General features: G+C 45.4%; 12 protein-coding genes. 4 read left to right on the top strand and 8 right to left on the bottom strand.

Annotation, left to right across the window (positions count from 1 at the left end):
• The first annotated feature begins 54 nt into the window (after positions 1 to 54).
• Positions 55 to 1,248, top strand: coding sequence for a pyridoxal phosphate-dependent aminotransferase (locus DWX62_RS00060; protein ID WP_005834870.1), 1,194 nt, complete (start codon positions 55 to 57; stop codon positions 1,246 to 1,248).
• Positions 1,249 to 1,673: 425 nt separating this feature from the next.
• Here the strand turns inward: DWX62_RS00060 and DWX62_RS00055 are convergent, their stop codons facing one another.
• The 4 genes from DWX62_RS00055 to DWX62_RS00040 form a co-directional block, all read right to left on the bottom strand.
• Complete coding sequence (locus DWX62_RS00055; protein ID WP_005834872.1) at positions 1,674 to 1,844, bottom strand: 4Fe-4S binding protein; 171 nt, start codon at positions 1,842 to 1,844, stop codon at positions 1,674 to 1,676.
• Positions 1,845 to 2,080: 236 nt separating this feature from the next.
• The gene (locus DWX62_RS00050) at positions 2,081 to 4,042 is read right to left on the bottom strand and encodes a HAMP domain-containing sensor histidine kinase (RefSeq protein ID WP_057256116.1); all 1,962 of its coding nucleotides are present in this window, start codon (positions 4,040 to 4,042) and stop codon (positions 2,081 to 2,083) included.
• Entirely contained in the window at positions 4,039 to 5,898 is a 1,860-nt protein-coding gene (locus tag DWX62_RS00045; protein ID WP_057097715.1) for a sensor histidine kinase, read from the bottom strand. The genes DWX62_RS00050 and DWX62_RS00045 overlap by 4 nt, the downstream gene beginning before the upstream one ends.
• Before the next feature lie 154 nt (positions 5,899 to 6,052).
• Entirely contained in the window at positions 6,053 to 7,867 is a 1,815-nt protein-coding gene (locus DWX62_RS00040; protein ID WP_005824735.1) for a DNA polymerase III subunit gamma/tau, read from the bottom strand.
• 142 nt (positions 7,868 to 8,009) lie between these two features.
• On the opposite strand from DWX62_RS00040, the gene DWX62_RS00035 reads away from it, so the two are divergent.
• Positions 8,010 to 8,318: a septum formation initiator family protein gene (locus tag DWX62_RS00035; RefSeq protein ID WP_005824736.1), complete on the top strand. Its 309-nt coding sequence runs from the start codon at positions 8,010 to 8,012 to the stop codon at positions 8,316 to 8,318.
• On the top strand, positions 8,315 to 8,659 hold the full coding sequence (locus tag DWX62_RS00030) for a hypothetical protein (RefSeq protein ID WP_005834878.1): 345 nt from the start codon (positions 8,315 to 8,317) through the stop codon (positions 8,657 to 8,659). The genes DWX62_RS00035 and DWX62_RS00030 overlap by 4 nt, the downstream gene beginning before the upstream one ends.
• A gap of 93 nt (positions 8,660 to 8,752) precedes the next feature.
• Here the strand turns inward: DWX62_RS00030 and DWX62_RS00025 are convergent, their stop codons facing one another.
• From DWX62_RS00025 to DWX62_RS00010, 4 genes are read right to left on the bottom strand one after another with little or no spacing between them, the layout of a single operon-like run.
• A complete protein-coding gene (locus DWX62_RS00025) occupies positions 8,753 to 10,084 on the bottom strand; it encodes a DUF5125 domain-containing protein (protein WP_005834880.1) in 1,332 nt (443 codons plus the stop codon).
• A 27-nt stretch (positions 10,085 to 10,111) separates the two neighbouring features.
• Positions 10,112 to 11,623, bottom strand: a complete 1,512-nt coding sequence (locus DWX62_RS00020) for a glycoside hydrolase family 30 protein (protein WP_005834881.1) — start codon at positions 11,621 to 11,623, stop codon at positions 10,112 to 10,114.
• A gap of 31 nt (positions 11,624 to 11,654) precedes the next feature.
• Positions 11,655 to 13,181, bottom strand: a complete 1,527-nt coding sequence (locus tag DWX62_RS00015; protein ID WP_005834883.1) for a RagB/SusD family nutrient uptake outer membrane protein — start codon at positions 13,179 to 13,181, stop codon at positions 11,655 to 11,657.
• Positions 13,182 to 13,199: 18 nt separating this feature from the next.
• Complete coding sequence (locus DWX62_RS00010; protein ID WP_034523052.1) at positions 13,200 to 16,184, bottom strand: TonB-dependent receptor; 2,985 nt, start codon at positions 16,182 to 16,184, stop codon at positions 13,200 to 13,202.
• Between the two features lie 371 nt (positions 16,185 to 16,555).
• On the opposite strand from DWX62_RS00010, the gene DWX62_RS00005 reads away from it, so the two are divergent.
• Entirely contained in the window at positions 16,556 to 18,271 is a 1,716-nt protein-coding gene (locus DWX62_RS00005) for a DUF6377 domain-containing protein (RefSeq protein ID WP_005824747.1), read from the top strand.
• The last annotated feature ends 198 nt before the right edge of the window (positions 18,272 to 18,469 follow it).

Below are 18,469 nucleotides of genomic sequence, written 5' to 3'. Positions count from 1 at the left end.
AAAATCGCTTATTTTGCAACCGGATTTGCGTAACAATCATTAAATAGTAACAAAATGAACCAATTATCAGATCGTTTAAACAGTTTGTCGCCTTCTGCGACACTGGCTATGTCTCAAAAGAGCGCAGAGCTGAAGGCTCAAGGCGTAGACGTAATTAACCTGAGTGTGGGAGAACCGGACTTCAATACTCCCGACCACATTAAAGAGGCTGCGAAAAAGGCGATAGACGATAACTTTTCTCGCTATTCTCCAGTGCCGGGTTATCCTGCCTTACGTAATGCAATTGTAGAGAAGTTGAAGAAGGAAAACGGTCTGGAATATACCGCCGCACAAATTTCTTGCGCCAATGGTGCCAAGCAGTCGGTTTGCAATGCAATCCTGGTATTGGTAAATCCGGGTGACGAAGTAATTGTACCTGCTCCCTATTGGGTCAGTTATCCGGAAATGGTAAAGTTGGCTGAGGGTACGCCGGTTATCGTACCTGCCGGTATCGACCAGGACTTTAAGATAACACCTGCACAGCTGGAGGCTGCCATCACCCCGAAGACAAAGGCGCTGATTCTTTGCTCTCCCTCTAACCCTACGGGTTCGGTGTACAGCAAGGAGGAGTTGGCAGGCCTGGCCGCAGTATTGGCAAAGTATCCGCAGGTTGTTGTGATTGCCGATGAGATTTACGAACATATCAACTATATCGGCAAGCATCAGAGCATAGCACAATTCCCCGAAATGAAAGAGCGTACGGTCATTGTGAATGGTGTTTCCAAAGCATATGCAATGACTGGTTGGCGTATCGGTTTCATTGCAGGTCCGGAATGGCTTGTGAAGGCTTGCAATAAATTGCAGGGACAGTATACTTCCGGTCCTTGTTCTGTATCTCAGAAGGCTGCTGAGGCTGCTTATACGGGTACACAAGTTCCGGTGGAGGAAATGCGCAAGGCTTTCGAGCGTCGTCGTGATTTGATTGTAAAGTTGGCCAAGGAAGTTCCGGGTTTCGAGGTGAATGTACCGGAAGGTGCTTTCTATCTGTTCCCTAAATGCGATTCATTCTTCGGTAAATCTGCCGGAGAACGTAAAATCAATGATTCAGATGATTTGGCCATGTATTTGTTGGAAGTGGCTCATGTGGCTTGCGTAGGTGGTGCTTCTTTCGGAGCTCCTGAATGCATTCGTATGAGTTATGCAACCAGCGATGAAAATATAGTTGAAGCTATCCGTCGTATAAAAGAAGCACTGGCTAATCTGAAGTGATTCTAACTTCTTCTACAAACTTATTTTAGCAAGACATCTGTCATGCTGTCACGAGCAGTTCGTTTCATCAAAGCGGACTGTTCGTTTTGTTATGACGAACACTTTGTTTTGTTATGACGAACACTTTGTTTTGTTATGACGAACACTTTGTTTTGTTATGACGAACACTTTGTTTCATTATAGCGAACACTCTGTTCCATACAGTATAAACACTTTGTTTTATATTATACGAACATTTTGTTTTCTACTATATGAACACTTTGTTTTATACTTATGGAACAAAGTGTTCATGTCTGTGAACTAACGTATTATCCGTATATAGAAAATAACAATGAGGGGGGTGAAGGTACTGAATCTCACGTGGGATATAAAAAAGCGCAGGCAGTTTATCTACCCACGCTTTTGTTTTTGATACTGGGATTGTATTATTCTCCCGGATGAATTGCTTCAGAAGGACAAACATCTGCACAAGTACCACACTCTGTGCAAGTCTCAGGGTCGATATGATAGATATCACCTTCAGAGATAGCGCCAACCGGACACTCGTCGATACAAGTTCCGCAAGCAATACAATCGTCACTAATTACGTAAGCCATTTTCTTTTAGATTTAAATTATTATTAGTACTAATTCGTTTGGCAAAAATAGTGGTTTTCTTTATTACTTGCTATCAATCTTGATTAAAAACGTATAATTTGTATGTCGTCTAAATAAGGAGTCGAGAAAGCGACACAGCATACCGCAGAGACTGAAAAATGTTCGTTTTTGAATTTCGTAAACGAATTGCTCTGATACTATTGGCTTTAGCTGGAGCTTAAGCCGATTTTCAACTTTTAAGAAAGAGTCGGATAGGTAAAAGTAATCACTGCGATTTCTCCTTCTTCGACATTCTCGGTTTGATAGGTACCTTTGAAATGTTCAAAGAACAACTGGTTGATTTTCTGTTGCACTGATACTTTTTGAGAGGCAAACCTGGAATCGGCTATAGGACTGTTCTCTATCCGGCATGCGATGATGTGTTTGTCCGGATGGTTGACCAAGAACATGCTGACTTTGCGTGTTTCTTTGCAGTCGTTCGGATAAAGCAGCATACTTGTCACTATTTGTGTAAGGCGGTTGACGTCGGTATGGATACGTACATCTCCTACCTCCACTTGTAGTTCCAGGAGGATACGGCCTTCACTGCGCATTTGTATTAGACAACCTAGTTCGTTGCACCATTCTTTTACATTACAATCCTGCAATTGAAATTTCATCATATTCGCTTCCAGGCGTGAGAGGTCCAATACGTCGTTTACCAGTTGGATAAGCTCACCCGAATTGGCTTGGATAATACAGGAATACTCTTTTCGCTCTTCTTCATCCAGCTCGTTGTCGGTGGAAAGCAGTTGGGAGAAACCGACTACATTGTTCAGTGGGATACGGATATTATAACTCATATTGGCAAGGAAACGGCTTTTTATTTCGTTGGCTTCTTCGGCAATAATTGCCAATTTACGCATTTCCTTCTCATCTTGTTGCAGCCGCTTCCTGCTTCTATACATATGTAGGTTGAAAAGTAACAAGGCTATAATGATGATGATGGAGGTAACGAGACAGATACGGTGAAAAGTGGCTTGCCGCTGTTCTTTTTGGAAAAGCAGTTGGTCCATATTATATAGGCTTTGTATCTGTTCTATCTGTGAGGTGGAGAATACTGTATATAACGAATCTTTTGCCTTGGTTATTTGTTTATAGACAGGAAGTGCGTCGTCCGGAAACCCCATCTTTACTAATATATCCGCTTTCTGAAGTCCATAAATCATGGCATCATCCAGTGAAATAGGGGTTACAAGTTCAATGGCGTCTTCTAAATAAACCAAAGCTTTGTCGTATTCTTTTGTCAGTTGGTAATATTCGGCATATGCTGCCAAACGTATCAACCGATAAGGAAGAAATGAAGATGTACTGAGATGCCGCTCTGCTTTCTGCAAATATTCCCATGCTTCCGCAGGACGTTGAAGGCGGGTATAGTAAAGGGCGTATTGTAAATCTATGAGCAGATACAAATTGGTATAGCCGTTTGTCAGTACGGTGGTGCCTTCTTCCTGCAATCTGTTTTTTGCATTGTTGAGTTCCTCCAGATACCGGAACATGTTGTCATTGTCATGCAGATATGAGTAAGCCAGTACCGCTTTTGTCAATAAATCAATCTGAGTGGCAAGGGAGGAATCCGGACTTGTCAGTTCAAAAGCCTTGTTTAGGTAGGTGATTCCTTCTTTGTAACGTAAGGTATTGAAATATCCAGTCATCAGGCATAGGCATGCTTCGCGCATACCGTCATGGTTGCCAAGACTTTGAGCCTTGTCGTACATGTCTTGTGCTTGTTTGAGGGCTAATTCAATCTTCTGGCTGATGACATAGAATTCTATCATCATCTTTTTGCCTCTGAAGTAATGACGGTAGTAGTTGTGCTCTTCAGACAACTGTTCGAGCCTCTTCAGCCATTGTTCTGCATGTTTTTGGTCCAGTAGGTTGTAGTAATAAATAATGTGCGCATATATGGCCGCACTCTGGTAAAGTATATTTTTCTGGGCGATGGCCTCTTCCAGTAATTTGTTCTCGTAATAGATGAATGTCGGTGACAGTTGGTCAAGCAGTGCTATCTGATATAGGGTTTCCAATCTGGTGGTATCGGCTGGGGAGGCAAGATATATACGTAGCAGGCTATCCTTGGCTTCTGTCCGTCGCACATCTGCGTGTGCGGACGGTAACAGCCAGCATAAGGCAATGAGCAATGTAAATATCTGTTTCATTTCTTATTCTCCTTTCTGCCTTTCTGGCTTATGGGATGGGTGAAGCAGAAGCGTGAGCCTTCGGCATACTCTGAATCAATCCATATTTGTCCGCCGATATGCTCTATGATAAGTTGGCATATGGAGAGTCCCAACCCACTGCCTTGAGCATTCTCATTCAGCTTTTCAAAACGTTGGAAAATGTTGGCTTGCTTGTCTTTGGGAATGCCGCAACCGGTATCTGTTACGGTGAATAGTACGGTATCGTCCGTTTCTTTTTCCAGCTTTAGGACAATGCTGCCTTGTGGGGTAAATTTGGTAGCATTTATCAGTAGGTTAATCAGGACTTGCTGCAGGCGTGAGTCGTCAGTCTCGATGGGCATTTCTTCCAGCTCGGTGGTGAATGTGAGTTCAGCTTGTGTCTGTTTCACTTTATTCACGGTATCTATCACGTTTCTGCAGATGCTTACGGCATCATGTAGTGCAATACAGAATTGCAGTTTGCCGAATTCAAGACTCGATAGATCTATCACGTCGTTAATAAGCTTCAGCAATAGTTCTGAGTTCTGTTGGATAACTTCATTGCATTGACGGCGTGTCTCATCGTCCAGTCCCTCTTCCGTCAATAGGGATGAAAAGCCCGATAATGCATTGAGTGGGGTACGGATTTCGTGGCTCATGTTCGAGAGGAACACGCTTTTTGCACGCATGGCATTTTCGGCATTTATCCGTGATGTTGCCAGTTTTTGGGTGGAGAGTTTCACCTTTTCCCGTTGCCTTTTGAGTAGGATGGCAAGTAGAACAAATAACGTTACTAATGCCATCGTTCCTACCAATATGCTGGTTATGATTTTATTGTATTCGTTATTGCTGGCCGTCTCTGCCTTATCTACCTGGTATTTTGCCTTTATCGTATTGATTTGCCGGATATAGCTTTGTGAAGCGAGTGTATCTATAGGAGGATACAATTCCTGGTAGATTCGGCAGGCTTCCATGGCCATGCCTTGTATTTTACAGAGATAGATTTTTTCCAGCGAAGTCCAGCGGTAATACGTGGAGCGCTTATTACCGGAGTATTCTGCTTGCAATTTGGAGTAGATGTCCAGAGCTTGTTTCCAGTATTGTTTGTCCCAATTTCCCATGGCTCTATAGTAGGCGGCAGTGGTATAATCCAAGTGAAACCGATAGAACTTCTCTGGGTGCAGTTGGTAAATGGAGTCCATTTTGTGGAGCCAGATGTTTGCTTCATCAAGATAGTCTTGTGAGAGGTGTCCATGGGAAATGGCAAAATTCGTCTTTTCGATGCAGAAAAAGAAGTCTGTCGGGTAGTCAGGCTCCTGATATAATATTTTCTCCAGCTCTTCCAGGATTTTTTCCGCTTCTTCCAGACGTCCTTTCCGTTGCAGAACGTTGGACATTTTTAAAAGAAGCTGTGTCCTATATGGATGCTGGTCTGAAATGTTGGATAGTTCAGTCAAAGCATCCTGGTATGATTCCAGGGCTTTATCCCCCATGTTGGCTATTGTATTATAGGCGTCTCCGATGGCTTGGTTGGCCACTACCATACCAAATTGGTAGTCTGTTGCTTTAGCTTCTTCGTACATAAGTTGTGCCCGGTTCGTTGCTAAGCTGATATCGCCGCGCAATGTATAGGCATTGGCCAATTGAAGTTGTAATAGAAAATATGTTGTTCTATCTTCATTTGATTGTAGGATGGGAAGAAGTTGCTCACTCCACGCAATGACACTGTCTATGGATATAGAGTCATCATAGAGAACTTGTCTTTTGACCAATGATTGCAGAATACTCTGCTTTTCTTGATTGGCTATTGTATGTGCTGATAAGACAGAAGTATACAGTATCTGCCCCAATAGCATCCATATAATTGTTTTTGTTCTCAAATGTTTGTTTGCCTCTTTTGTTTATTATTGGCAAAAATAAATATAAATGAATAAATAAAAAATTAAATAGATGTTTTTTTATCCTTTATACTCAATTTGTTAGCAACTTTATGCAGGCGATTGGAAGGGATTAATAGAGTTCCAAACCAAACTCTTCTTTTAGTTGTAATAGTGCACTGTTCTTTTGTGCCATCATTTGGAATTTTTCAACGCGTCCATAGGCACGTACCTTTTCAGTAGGAGCACTAATCCGGACAGTCATGGTGACTTTGCGGTTCTTTAGCCGGGTACGTAGGTAATTTTGCAGAGTGGGTATCATGCCGGTAAATTCCTTGGCAACGATTTCATTGTCTACCACAGCCTCAAAAGTTGTGTCATTTATTAAAGTGATGCGCATGTTCTGCATGCGCTTGGCTATGGCTACTTGCTCCTTGGGCATACGTCCGGCATACTCCTGCCAGTAATAGTTCAAATCCCTTTCATTGAAGATGTAGTCTTCTTCCGGTTGTGCTGCTTGGTGGGCGGCAGTAGGGTTAGATGAAGGGTTTCTTTGTTCCTCTTCTATATGGGGGCGTTTGATGGAGACCCCTAATCCGGACATTTTCATGACCGGAATTTTTTTCTCTTCTCTCCCTTGCGCCATTAATACGGCAGCAGGTGTGGCATGTGGAGTTGTTGCATTACTATGCTGCGTGGCAGCAGGTTGGGGAGTGCTGTTTGTCTGTACTGCCGGCTGTACGGTTTGTTGGGGCATGGCAGCAGTGGCCTGTGGCTGCTGAGCGGCGGCAGGCTGCGTGAATATGGGTTTTATAGCTTGTTTAGGGCTGCGCCCATTGGCACCGTCGTCCTCCTCGGCGGTCAGTTGTGCCACTTGTATCAGAGTGAGCTCTACCAGTAGCCGTTTGTTTTTACTGGCACGGTAGTTCAGGTCACAATCGTTGCAGAGCTTCATGGCACGGTAAAGAAAAGGGAGGGGGCATTGCTGTGCTTGTGCTTGGTAACGTTCGCGGATGCTTGCGCCCACTTCAAGCAACGGCAGTGTCGCCGGGTCTTTGCTGACAAGCAAGTCGCGCAGGTGGGATGAAAGTCCGGTGATGAAGTGGCTGCCGTCGAAGCCTTTGTTGAGCACATCATTCAGTAATAGCAACGCGTCACTGATTTTGTTCTCAAGAAAGAATCCGGTTAGTTTGAAGTAGTATTCATAGTCCAGCACATTGAGGTTTTCAATCACGCTCTTATAGGTGATGTGTCCTCCGGTGAAGCTTACCACCTGGTCGAAGATGGATAGTGCGTCGCGCATACCGCCGTCTGCTTTGAGGGCAATGACATTCAACGCTTCCGGTTCAGCAGTGATACCTTCTTTGGAGGCGACATATGCGAGGTGTGCTACGGTATCTTCCACACCAATCCGGCTGAAATCATATATTTGGCAGCGTGAAAGGATGGTGGGCAATATCTTGTGCTTCTCGGTAGTGGCAAGGATGAATATGGCATGGCGTGGAGGCTCTTCCAGTGTTTTCAGGAAAGCATTGAAAGCCGAGGCGGACAGCATATGTACCTCGTCAATGATATATACTTTGTATTTGCCTATCTGAGGTGGAATGCGTACCTGCTCCACCAATTGGCGGATGTCATCCACAGAGTTGTTTGAGGCGGCATCCAGCTCATGGATATTGTAGGAGCGCTGCTCATTGAAGGCAGTGCAGGATTCACATTGGTTGCATGCCTCGCCGTCTGCTGTGGGGCTCATGCAGTTGATTGTTTTAGCAAAGATACGGGCACAAGTTGTTTTTCCCACGCCTCTTGGACCGCAAAAAAGATAGGCATGCGCCAATTTTCCGGTGGCAATGGCGTTCTTCAAGGTAGTGGTCAGTGCACGTTGGCCTACCACAGACTCAAAGGTCGAGGGACGATATTTCCGTGCAGATACGATATAGTTTTCCATATTCGGGATATTCTTTGCTTTTTGTGCAAATGTACACAAAAAAAAGAAATCTTTCGGTTATTCCTCTTATCTTTGTGACGTGAAGTTATATGATGGACAAGCTCCATCATGAATGATAAATTGCTAAATAGTAGATAACGAGATGGATAAACTTGCTTCTCTTTGGTCTTTTGTCCGCAAGCATAAATATTTGATTACGCTTGCGTTGTTTGCTGTAATTATCGGGTTCCTGGATGAGAACAGTGTTGTACGCCGTTTGGGTTACGCCCGGGAAGAAAGCCGTCTGCGCGATGAAATAGAAAAGTACCGCAAGGAATACGAGGAGAATACCGAACGGCTCAATGAGCTTGCCGTCGACTCCGGTGCCATCGAACGGATTGCCCGTGAGAAGTATCTGATGAAAAAGCCCAATGAGGATATTTATGTATTTGAAGAAGATATAGAAGAATGAAACAACTGATACCTGCCCTTTTCGCAGTAGGGGCCGTGATGCTCTTGGCAGGAGCTGCCGTTTATATCACGGGCTGGCCTCTTTCACCTTATATATATACTATCGGCGCTACGATGGTTGCTTTGGCCCAAATTAATTCTCCGTCCAAATGTAAAAGTCCCACTGTCAAACGCCTGCGCCGACAGCAAATATTCGGTGCGCTTTTGCTGGTGCTTACGGGGGCATTCATGCTCTTTACAAGGGGCAATGAATGGATTGTGTCTCTGACGATAGCCGCCATTCTTGAGCTTTACACTTCGATACGTATTCCACAAGAAGAGGCGAAAGAAGGTTTAAGCTAAATCCGGAACATATATTCTGCATAAACAAGAGGGGCTGAACTCTTTTATAGAGCCAGCCCCTTTCTCATTTAGTTAATCTTCTGCGTTATCCGTCTATCTTTCTACCTTTTCTACTGTCAGAACTGCCGAAGAGACACCTGCCGTTACGTCAACTGTGAACCGGTAAGCGACACCGTTTTCCAGGCTTTTGCCTTCTACGAGGCCCAAGTTGCCGGCATCACGTCCGTTGGTACCGTCACCTATAAATACTAAGTCACTGGTGGTAGACAAGGCATCGTTTTTATATTCACCTCCCCAACCTTGCTGGTGGAAGAACTTGAAGTTGATGTCATCAGATTTGATTTGCTCTCCCGCTACTACTGTTACCTGATACTTCTTCGCTTCAATCTGTGACATACAGAGTCCTTTCTCTGTGGTCCAACCTACGGCATTGGTCGCTACGGAAGGTTTACCGATACCGTCACCGATAATCCAAAGGGCGCCGGTTCCGTCATCGTTCAGAGTGGCGGTGCTTGTTCCGTTCATTTTCAATACTTCCAGATAATTCAGGGCCAGGTTGGCAATGACGCGATAAGTTCCATCGATGGGCAGGAACTTCAGCGAACCGTCTTCATTCTTTTCGAAGAAGTCGGGGTCTATCCAATATTGGTCGAAGTTGGGAATGTCTGCAGTGATGTTGTCCCCTTGCTTCAGATTGAGGTCGATGCTGTAATGGTCATCATCCACCATCTCCATTTCAGAACCGTTCAGCAGTAGTTTCACGAAAGGAGCGGCTGCATAAGTCAACGTATTGAAGGAGATGGAATATTCTCCAGCTGACAGATTGGAGAAGGTAATTTCACTGGAGGTACCTTGTGTAATGGCACCGTTGCTCCATCCGAAGTTGATTTCATTCCCGTTGGCGCCTACTTTAGGAGCTTTGATGTAACCTTTCACTTTTTGTGCAAATTCACCGGTCACGCTATACTGATTGGCTGCGACTTTTTCCATGCGGTATTCTTGGTCTCCGGAAATCAGAGTTAGGTAGGGGAAGTCCGGACGACTCAGCGCCACGTCATAGCTTTTTTCTGTAATTGTGAAATTGATGTTCTGCAGAATGAACTTCAATGTAGCTGTTCCGTTGGGAATATTTGCCAGATAGGGAACATATATTTTCCCGGTATAGTCTTGACCGTTTACTTTTGTACGGATTATAGTCTCTGACACCATTTCGTCGCTGAAGTATAACCGCGCTTTTAACGTGGAAAGGGGTACATCTGCGTCCGATGCCTTGATTGTAAAAGGCAGACTGTCTCCGAACAAGGCTGAAGAAGGTTCTGCCTGAAAGTCCATTGTCGGGTTGCCGGGAACCGGATCGTCATCGCTGCAAGCATTCAGCATGGCTATGCCTGCCAATGCCATTAGATAGTATTTTAAGCTTTTCATTATAATCTTCTGTTTAAATTATTAGTTTTATTTTTTCCAACGGTAAGAAACGACTGCTTTGGCCGGAACTTCGTAGGAAAAGTAGTGTGTGCCGTCGCTTACGGTGATTCGCTTGGCATCTGCATTGTTGTTTGCCAATACGAATGCATAGGTACCGTCCGTATTCTCGAAGGCGGAGTAGGTGATTCCGTTGGCTGTGTAACCGGTCGTTCCGATACGTACAGCTCCCGGTTTCACGACTGAAGACATGTGCCCGATAAGGTAATAATGGGAATTACGGACAATTTTAGAATAGTTTGTATTGTCAATATCCACTGCACCGTAGCAGGTCTTGCAAGAACCGTCTGAAGGGCTTACCGGTCCCAGGTCACTGTCTAACATCAGGTTCCACACAATGGCACCGCGGCACCAGTTGTTGGCTGTCCCCAATGCTATTTCTTCCATATCGTTAAGCAGACGTGCTTCTAAATCGCGGCCGGAGTTCCAGGTGCCGATAGACGTTTCTGTGAAAAGCAATTCCTTGTTGGGGTAAAGCTTATGGATGTTCAGCAGTTCGGAACGGTTGCCGCCATAATTGTGGTAGGCAGCACCTGCAATGTACTGTGAGGCTTCCGCATCATCATAAATCTTGGTGGGGTAACTTTTTTGATCGGCCAGATTGTCGTAGTTATAGTTATGGTCGAAAACATAAATCTTTGTAGTAACTCCGGCTTCTTTGAAGGCAGGGCCCAGGCCGGTCTTGATGAAGTCACGGGCTTCTTCCCATCCCATGAACAAGGATGCTGAGTTACCGTGGTTCAGCGGTTCGTTCTGCGGAGTCACAGCGTGGATTTTGATGCCTTCCTTTTCGAAAGCTTGTATCCATTTTACGAAATAGTCGCCATACGTTCTGTAATATTCGGGGTTCAAGTGTCCGCTGGTCCATGAGTCAAAGGGTACACGTTCCTCCAGGCTTTTCACTTTCATCCACTTCGGACATGTCCAGGGAGCGGCAATTATTTTGACGGCAGGATTGATTGCCAGAATTTCCTTCAATATAGGAATCACATATTTGGTGTCTTCCATCGGAAGGGCAAAGTGCTCAAGCCCCTTTTCGTCACAGCAAGTGAATTCACTGAATGAGAAGTCGGAACAACCGATGGCAATACGTACATAGCTGAAGCCATAGCCTTCTTTGTCCGAGAATGTTTCAGTCAGAAACTTCGTGCGGTTCTCTTGTGTCATCTGCATCAGGTTGTAACCGGTAGAGCCGGTGATGGCTGCACCGAAACCGTCCATTTCCTGATAGCGGGTGGCAGGGTCAAGTGTCACGGTAGAAGGTGACATGTTGCTTCCGGTGCCGAAGGCCAGCCCGGACTTTGTCAAATCATAAGTACGACTGGTGTTCGTTACATAGAGGGTAACATCCTTTGCCTCTTCCGTGGGTTGGTCTGGCTTGGGTTCCGGTGTAGGGGTGATGTTACTGTCATTGTCATTGCCGCAGGCTGCCAGTATGGTGAAGCAGCCTAATGCGGTAGTGAATATATTTCTTAAATTCATATTCAATTGATTTTTATATTACTCATTAGTATTAATAGCCCGGGTTCTGTATCAGATTTTCGTTCTGGTCGATGGCTCCTTGGGGAATAGCCAGCAGATAGGAGTTCTCATTGAACAGATTTTCTTGTGCATGGCGGCCGCTGTCTTTGGCGTAAACGGCGTTCATCACTTCTTCTACCTTATTGAGGCGGCAAAGGTCGTACCAGCGCTGTCCTTCAAAGGCAAGCTCCATGCGGCGTTCGTCCATATAAGCTTGGAGCAATGCTTCTTTACTGCTGCGGGTGCTTTGTGGAAGTTTGCCCAGTCCGGCGCGGTTGCGGATGCGGTCGATGATGTCGGCTGCACCGTTCAGGTCGGGAGCCTCTCCCATAATTTTTGCTTCGGCTTTGAGGAGCAGGATATCGGCATATCGCAGATAGATAATGCTGTTGAACGCAGAGCGGCATTTGTACATGAAGGCATAATGGTCTGCCGGATAATAGTTGCTCCATCCGCAGTCATACCATACAACAGATTCATTGTAACGTTTCGTGTCTCCTTGCTCTTCATAGAGGCGGATAAGGTCACGGGAAGGGGTAATCCATTTGGCCCAGGTGAAACTTTCATCCCAGTTGCTCAAGTTACGGCCGAACATCCAAGTACACCAGTTGCCGGAGCCGGGAGGAAAGTGGGCTTCGAGAATTGCCTCCTTGGTATTGCGTACCCGGCAGTCTTTTTTTTCCGTATCATACGCCCAAAGGTCGCTGAAGTCTTCCACGAGGTCGAAGCCGTCGGCAGCAAGTTCATCGGCATATTTGATAACCTTTGCATAATCGCGCAGAGGTTTTTCTGCATAGACCTTGGCAAGCATGGCACGTGCCACCGATTTGGTAAGTATGCTCTTGTCTGATGTGTCGTTTGTCGGTGTGTTGGGGTTTTCCACTGCTTCAGTCAGGTCTTTCTCTATTTGGGCGTAAGCCTCTTCAGCCGTATTCTGTGGAGGAAAATAGGTCGGGTACATTTCTTCTACGTTGTCTTCGGTAATGTCACCGCCCACGGTAGTGATGACCGGGAAGTTACCCCATAAGCGTACCATATCGAACATGACCATGGCACGGAATATCTTGGCTTGTGACTGATACTTGCCGCGTTCACTTTCACTGAGTGCCTTGAGCTGGTCACAGCCCACGATGATGCGGTTGGCAACGGCAATGTCGCCTAAGAAACGGTCCCAGTCACGTTTTAGTACAGAATTAGAGCCTTCAATGGAGTTGGTTTCGTAAGGCACCACTTCGGCCCCCGTTGTTCCGGCGTAGGCATTATCGGAATGAGCGTCACCGATAAGCAGTTTGTCGACATACCAGTGCTCCTGCCGGTCACGAAATTTTTTGTGAAGGGTTACCATTGAAGTTTCCACGTCTTGCACACTGTTGAAAATAGGCTTTTCATCAGTTTTGTTCACTCCTTCCGTTACATCCGAGTAGGTGTCTACCGGATTATAGTCCAAGTCACATGAGGTTGCGGTCATTGCCAACAATACACCGCAAGCTATACTTTTATATATATGGTTTAGTTTCATAAGTTATTTCTTCCTTTTTTAGAATTCAACATTGATACCGAAAACGAATGATTTGCTCTGCGGGTAAGTTCCATAGTCGATGCCCTGTACAGAACCGCTGTTGCCATATTGGTTCACTTCGGGGTCCATACCTGAATAGCTGGTCCAGGTCAGCAAGTTGCTGGCGGTAAAGTAAGGCTGTACGCGGCTGATACCCCATTTCTTGAACTGGCGGCAACGGATGTTGTAAGAGAGTGAAATGTCTTTGACACGCAGGTAGCTGCCGTCTTCTACAAAATAAGTGGAGTTCTTGATGTTGAAGTTGGCTTTCGGGACATTCGTAATCTGTCCGGGGATTCTCCAGCGTTTCAATACTTCCGTTGACTGGTTTTTGCCGTCGTACATGCCTTCGGTTTCCATACGGGACACATTGAAGATGTCGTTTCCGTAGCTTCCCTGGATGAAGATGCTCAGGCTGAGGTCTTTCCATGTAAAGGTGTTTGTCAATCCGTAGATGAAGTCGGGGTTCGGGTCGCCGATATAGGTACGGTCGGAAGTGGAAATCTTGCCGTCTTCGTTAAGGTCGCGATAGATCAGGTTACCGGTTTCAGGGTCTACGCCGTCGCTGATGTAACCGTAGAAACCACCCAAAGGACGTCCGGGCTCATTGCGTACGATATTCTCTTTCACCACCTCGGCACTGCTTGCTGCGGTATAGATTTTCTGCAATGACAGCTTGGTCAGCTTGTTCTTATTGAAAGAAATGTTGAAGTCTGTATCCCAGGAAAACTCGCCGGTCAGGTTGTGGGAGTTGATGGCGAACTCGAATCCCTTGTTGGTCATCTCGCCTTCGTTACGGGTGATGCTGGTGGTTGCTGCCGCACCCGCAGGCAGACTTACGTTCATCAACATGTCTGTGGTTTTCTTGTAATAGTAGTCCATGCTGAAGGTCAGTCTGTTGTTCAGTACGGTCAGGTCAAGGCCGATGTTGGTCTGGCTGGTGGTTTCCCATTTCAGGTCACTTGTTCTCAGGTTGGCCTGGCTGATGCCGGGAACAGCATGGTCGTTGCCCTCTTCGAACCACGGTATGCGGTTGATGTTGTAGCGTTGCAGATACGAGTAATCGCCTATGCCGCTTTGGTTACCGGTCTGTCCCCAGCCGCCACGGAGTTTCAGGTCATCAATCCAAGTGATGTCTTTCATGAATTTTTCCGATGAAATGCGCCAGGCAGCCGAGAAGGACGGGAAAATGCCCCAACGATGGTCGGGATGCAGTTTGGACGAACCGTCGGCACGCATGTTCATGGTAAGCATGTACTTGCTGTCATAATTGTAGGACACGCGGGCGAAATAGGAAGAGATAGCCCACTGTGAAGCTCCTGTTCCGGTACCGTCCCATGAAATTTTATTGGCGGCATTCAGAGTCTGTATCTTATCGTCCCGGAAGTGTGAGCCGTTTATCCAGCTGTTGGTATAGTCCGATTTGGTATAGGAAGAACCTGCCATGACGTCGATACCATGTTTCTTGATGTTGGTGTTGTAAGTCAATATATTGTCGAAAACCAATACGGTATTCATGTTTCGGTTGTCGGAAGCTGTACCGAAGCTGTTGCGTCCGTCGGTGGTCGATATTGGATCGAGGAATGTGGTGCTTACACCGTTACGGCGGTCCAGGGCTACGGATGATTTCAACTTCAGGTTGGGCAGAAAGCTGATGGTAGCGGCTCCGGATGCGATGAGGCGGTTCTCCTTGTTCTTGTTGTTTTTCTGGCGGGCCAGGTTTTCCATCGGGTTCATGATATTTACCCCGTAGAAGTTCTTATTGTATTGATTCGGCTTTTCAGGGTCCCAAATAGGAGCATAGGTCGGTGTGTTGATAACCGAGAGGACTACACCGCCACGGTTGGCACCCGTACCGGAAATGATGCCGGTGTTTCCGATATTGTCGGAGTAGGAGATATTGGCACTTACGTTCAGCCAACTGCGTATCTGGTTGTCAATGTTGGCACGGAAGCTATATCGTTTGAAGTACGTGCCTTCCAAAATGCCTTTTTCATTCAGATAACCGGCAGAGAGGAAGTATTTCATCTTTTCGTTTCCGTTAGATACGGACACCTGGTAGTTTTGGGTCTGTCCGGTTTTGTAAACTTCATCAAACCAGTCTGTCTGGTCTGTTAGACCTTCAAGGGCAGCGGGGTTGACAGCCCCGATTTCTTCCTGTAACTCACGGTATTGTTCTGTATTCAGGGCATCCATGCTCTTGGCTACTTTCGTCATACCATATTGTACGTTCAGTGCCACTTTGGCATTGCCTTCTGCTCCGGCTTTGGTCGTAATCAGTACCACACCGTTGGCTGCACGCGAACCATAGATGGCTGCCGATGAGGCATCCTTTAGGATAGAGAGACTTTCAATGTCGTTGGGAGAGAGAAAGTTGATGTTGTCCACGGGCACACCGTCCACTACGTAGAGCGGGTCGTTGCTGCCGTTGAATGAGGTGGTACCACGTACGCGGATGCTCATGCCTCCGCCCGGTTCACCGCTGGGTTGCATAACCGACACGCCGGCTGCTTTGCCTTGCAGGGCTTGGGCTGCCGATACAATGGGGCGTTGGTCCAAATCCTTTGTAGAAACCGTGGATACGGCTGTGGTTACGTCTTTACGCTTCACACTTCCATAACCGATAACTACCACTTCGTCCAGCAGTTCGTTATCTTCCTGCAATGTGATATTCATGTTGGTGGTTGCTTTTACCTCTATCGTTTTGTAGCCGATGAAGGATATTACCAGTGTGGCATTCTGTCCTACACTCAGGGAAAACTCCCCGTCCAGATTGGTAACAACACCGTTGGCGGTACCCTTTTCCAATACGGATGCGCCAATGACCTCCAGGCCTGCAGCATCTGTTACTTTACCCGTAGCTGTCAATCGTTGGGCAAATGCATTTGTTGACATTAGCAGTACGAGTAATGTCAAAAGGAGCTTGTAACTCCGCGTAAGAAGATTTCTTGTAATCATTCTCATAGTACTTTAATTGAAAGATTTAATTTATTATTAGAAAAGTATGTCCTAATAGAGATTGGTGGTTTTCCATAGTACACTTTTCTTTCTGTGCTGCAAAGATAGCGGACAACCCTATTCGTCCGATAGGCAGGTAATATGGAGAAGTAAGTCTGTGTGAAATGTAAATATCAGATATATAATAAGTTGTATTCTTGCTGATTACTGTGTAAAGTAAAGGTCGGCCACTATGGAAGGAGGTCTGTATATACTGTTTTGTCGCTTTGAGCGGTCGAAATATCTCTTAAATTTCATGTACTTTTTAGGGTGGAGGTAGTTTATGTTTAGATAGATTAATTTATCTTTGTGCTCTCAGCCTTATATAGATAATAGAAATGAAAAGAAAAATCATAGCTTTACTATTTTTGCTGATGGGGTGTACCTTTCTGAATGCGGCACCTTACAGTGAAAAGATAAAAGAACTGCTGGTGCGTCTTGATTCTCTGATTGCGCAAAAAAACACGTTTGCTATGCTTAAAGAGGCGAAGATTGCCCAGTTGCACAAGTTGCGAAAGGATGTGCGTACTTTGGAGGAGAGATATTGGCTGAATAAAAATCTTTATGATGAGTATTGTGTCTATAATGCCGATTCTGCAATGAATTATGTGGCAGGCAATTTGGACATAGTTTATAAGCAGAATGATAAATACCGGCAGATGGAGTGGAAGATAAAAAAGTCTTTTCTGTTGGCTGCCACCGGTCTGTTGAAAGAAGCCCAGGATGAGTTGGACGGAGTCTCGGGCGGTTCGCTCCCCAAAGAATTGTTAGTGGACTATTACGGACAAATGTTGTATCTGTATTCGCATTTCAATCAGTATACCGGTAGTGAAATGGGTACTTTGCATGAACATTATGCACAGTTGGAGCGTGTTTACAAGGACTCTTTGAATATGGTTCTTACCCCTGAAGACCCCTTGTTCTTGTGGTATAAAGGGCAGGTAGTACAAGGTACGGACAGTATGTATGTTTTTAAAGAACGTTTGCAGAAGGGAATTCTTAATTCTGCATTCGACACTCGGCGCGATGCCATGAATGCTTACGTGCTGGCCTGCTTTTATCGCGAGTCCGATGAGCAGGAAAATTATCTGACTTACCTGATATATTCTGCTATGGCCGATGTACGTATCTCCAATAAAGATATTGCTTCGTTGGAAGAGCTGGCGGGGGTACTTTTTAGTTTGGGTGATATTGACCATGCTTATGTCTACATGAGTTACTGCTTGCAGAATGCCTTGGCATATCGGAACCGGGTGAGGGTAGTGGGCATCTCTGCGGTGCAGGACACCATTCATCAGATCTATCAGGAACGTAATCAGAGGCAAGAAGCGCGGTTACGTATGTATTTGGTACTGGTCAGTGTCTTGTCTTTGATATCCTTGTTTGCCTTCCTATATATATACAAGCAGATGAAGCGGTTGAAGCAGTCGCGCCAACAGCTGAATGAGGCAAACAACCGCTTGAATAAGCATGTGGAAGAGCTTTCGAAAATGCACGGACAAGTGGCAGAAACGAATGTACAGCTTACTTCTTTGAATGAACAGTTGAGGGATACCAATAATCAGCTTCGTGAATCCAACTATGTGAAGGAGGAATACATAGGTTATGTCTTTTCCATTTGTTCCAATTATATCAGTAAGCTGGATGAGTATCGGAAAAATATCAATCGTAAGCTTAAGGCAAACCAGTTGGAGGATGTGAAAGCATTAACCGATACTCATTCTATGGCACAGAATGAGTTGAAAGAGTTCTATCATAACTTTGATGCTATCTTCTTGCACATTTATCCGGATTTTGTAAGTGACTTCAATGCCTTGCTCCATCCTGACGAGCAGATTGTGCTAAAAGATGGTGAGTTACTGAATACGGAATTGCGCATTTATGCTTTGGTGCGTTTAGGTATCACTGATAGTGTGAAGATTGCCGAATTCTTGCATTATTCACCTCAGACCGTTTATAATAATCGTTTGAAAACACGTAATAAGGCTATCATTCCTCGGGAAGAGTTTGCTGCCGTTGTGCGTTCTTTGGGTAGGGCACAGAAGTGGATTTGATAAAGGCTTCTACTGATTGTCGCAGTATGGTGCGTAGATGACACCTAAGAGTTAGGAAAAAAACTGCGATGTACTACCTTGTTTTTCTCTAAAAACTAATCTTTCCACAGCAATGTTCTTTTCTTACCACAGCTGTGGAAAGAAAGAAACATATCTGTAGTGAGAAAAGTTGTTCAGTAGTTCTCGTTTAGTATCCGG

Source organism: Bacteroides sp. AF20-13LB (assembly GCF_003603065.1).
Lineage (GTDB): Bacteria > Bacteroidota > Bacteroidia > Bacteroidales > Bacteroidaceae > Bacteroides > Bacteroides uniformis.
Note: the sequence above shows the minus strand (reverse complement) of the source record. Positions and strands in the feature narration are given on the sequence as shown.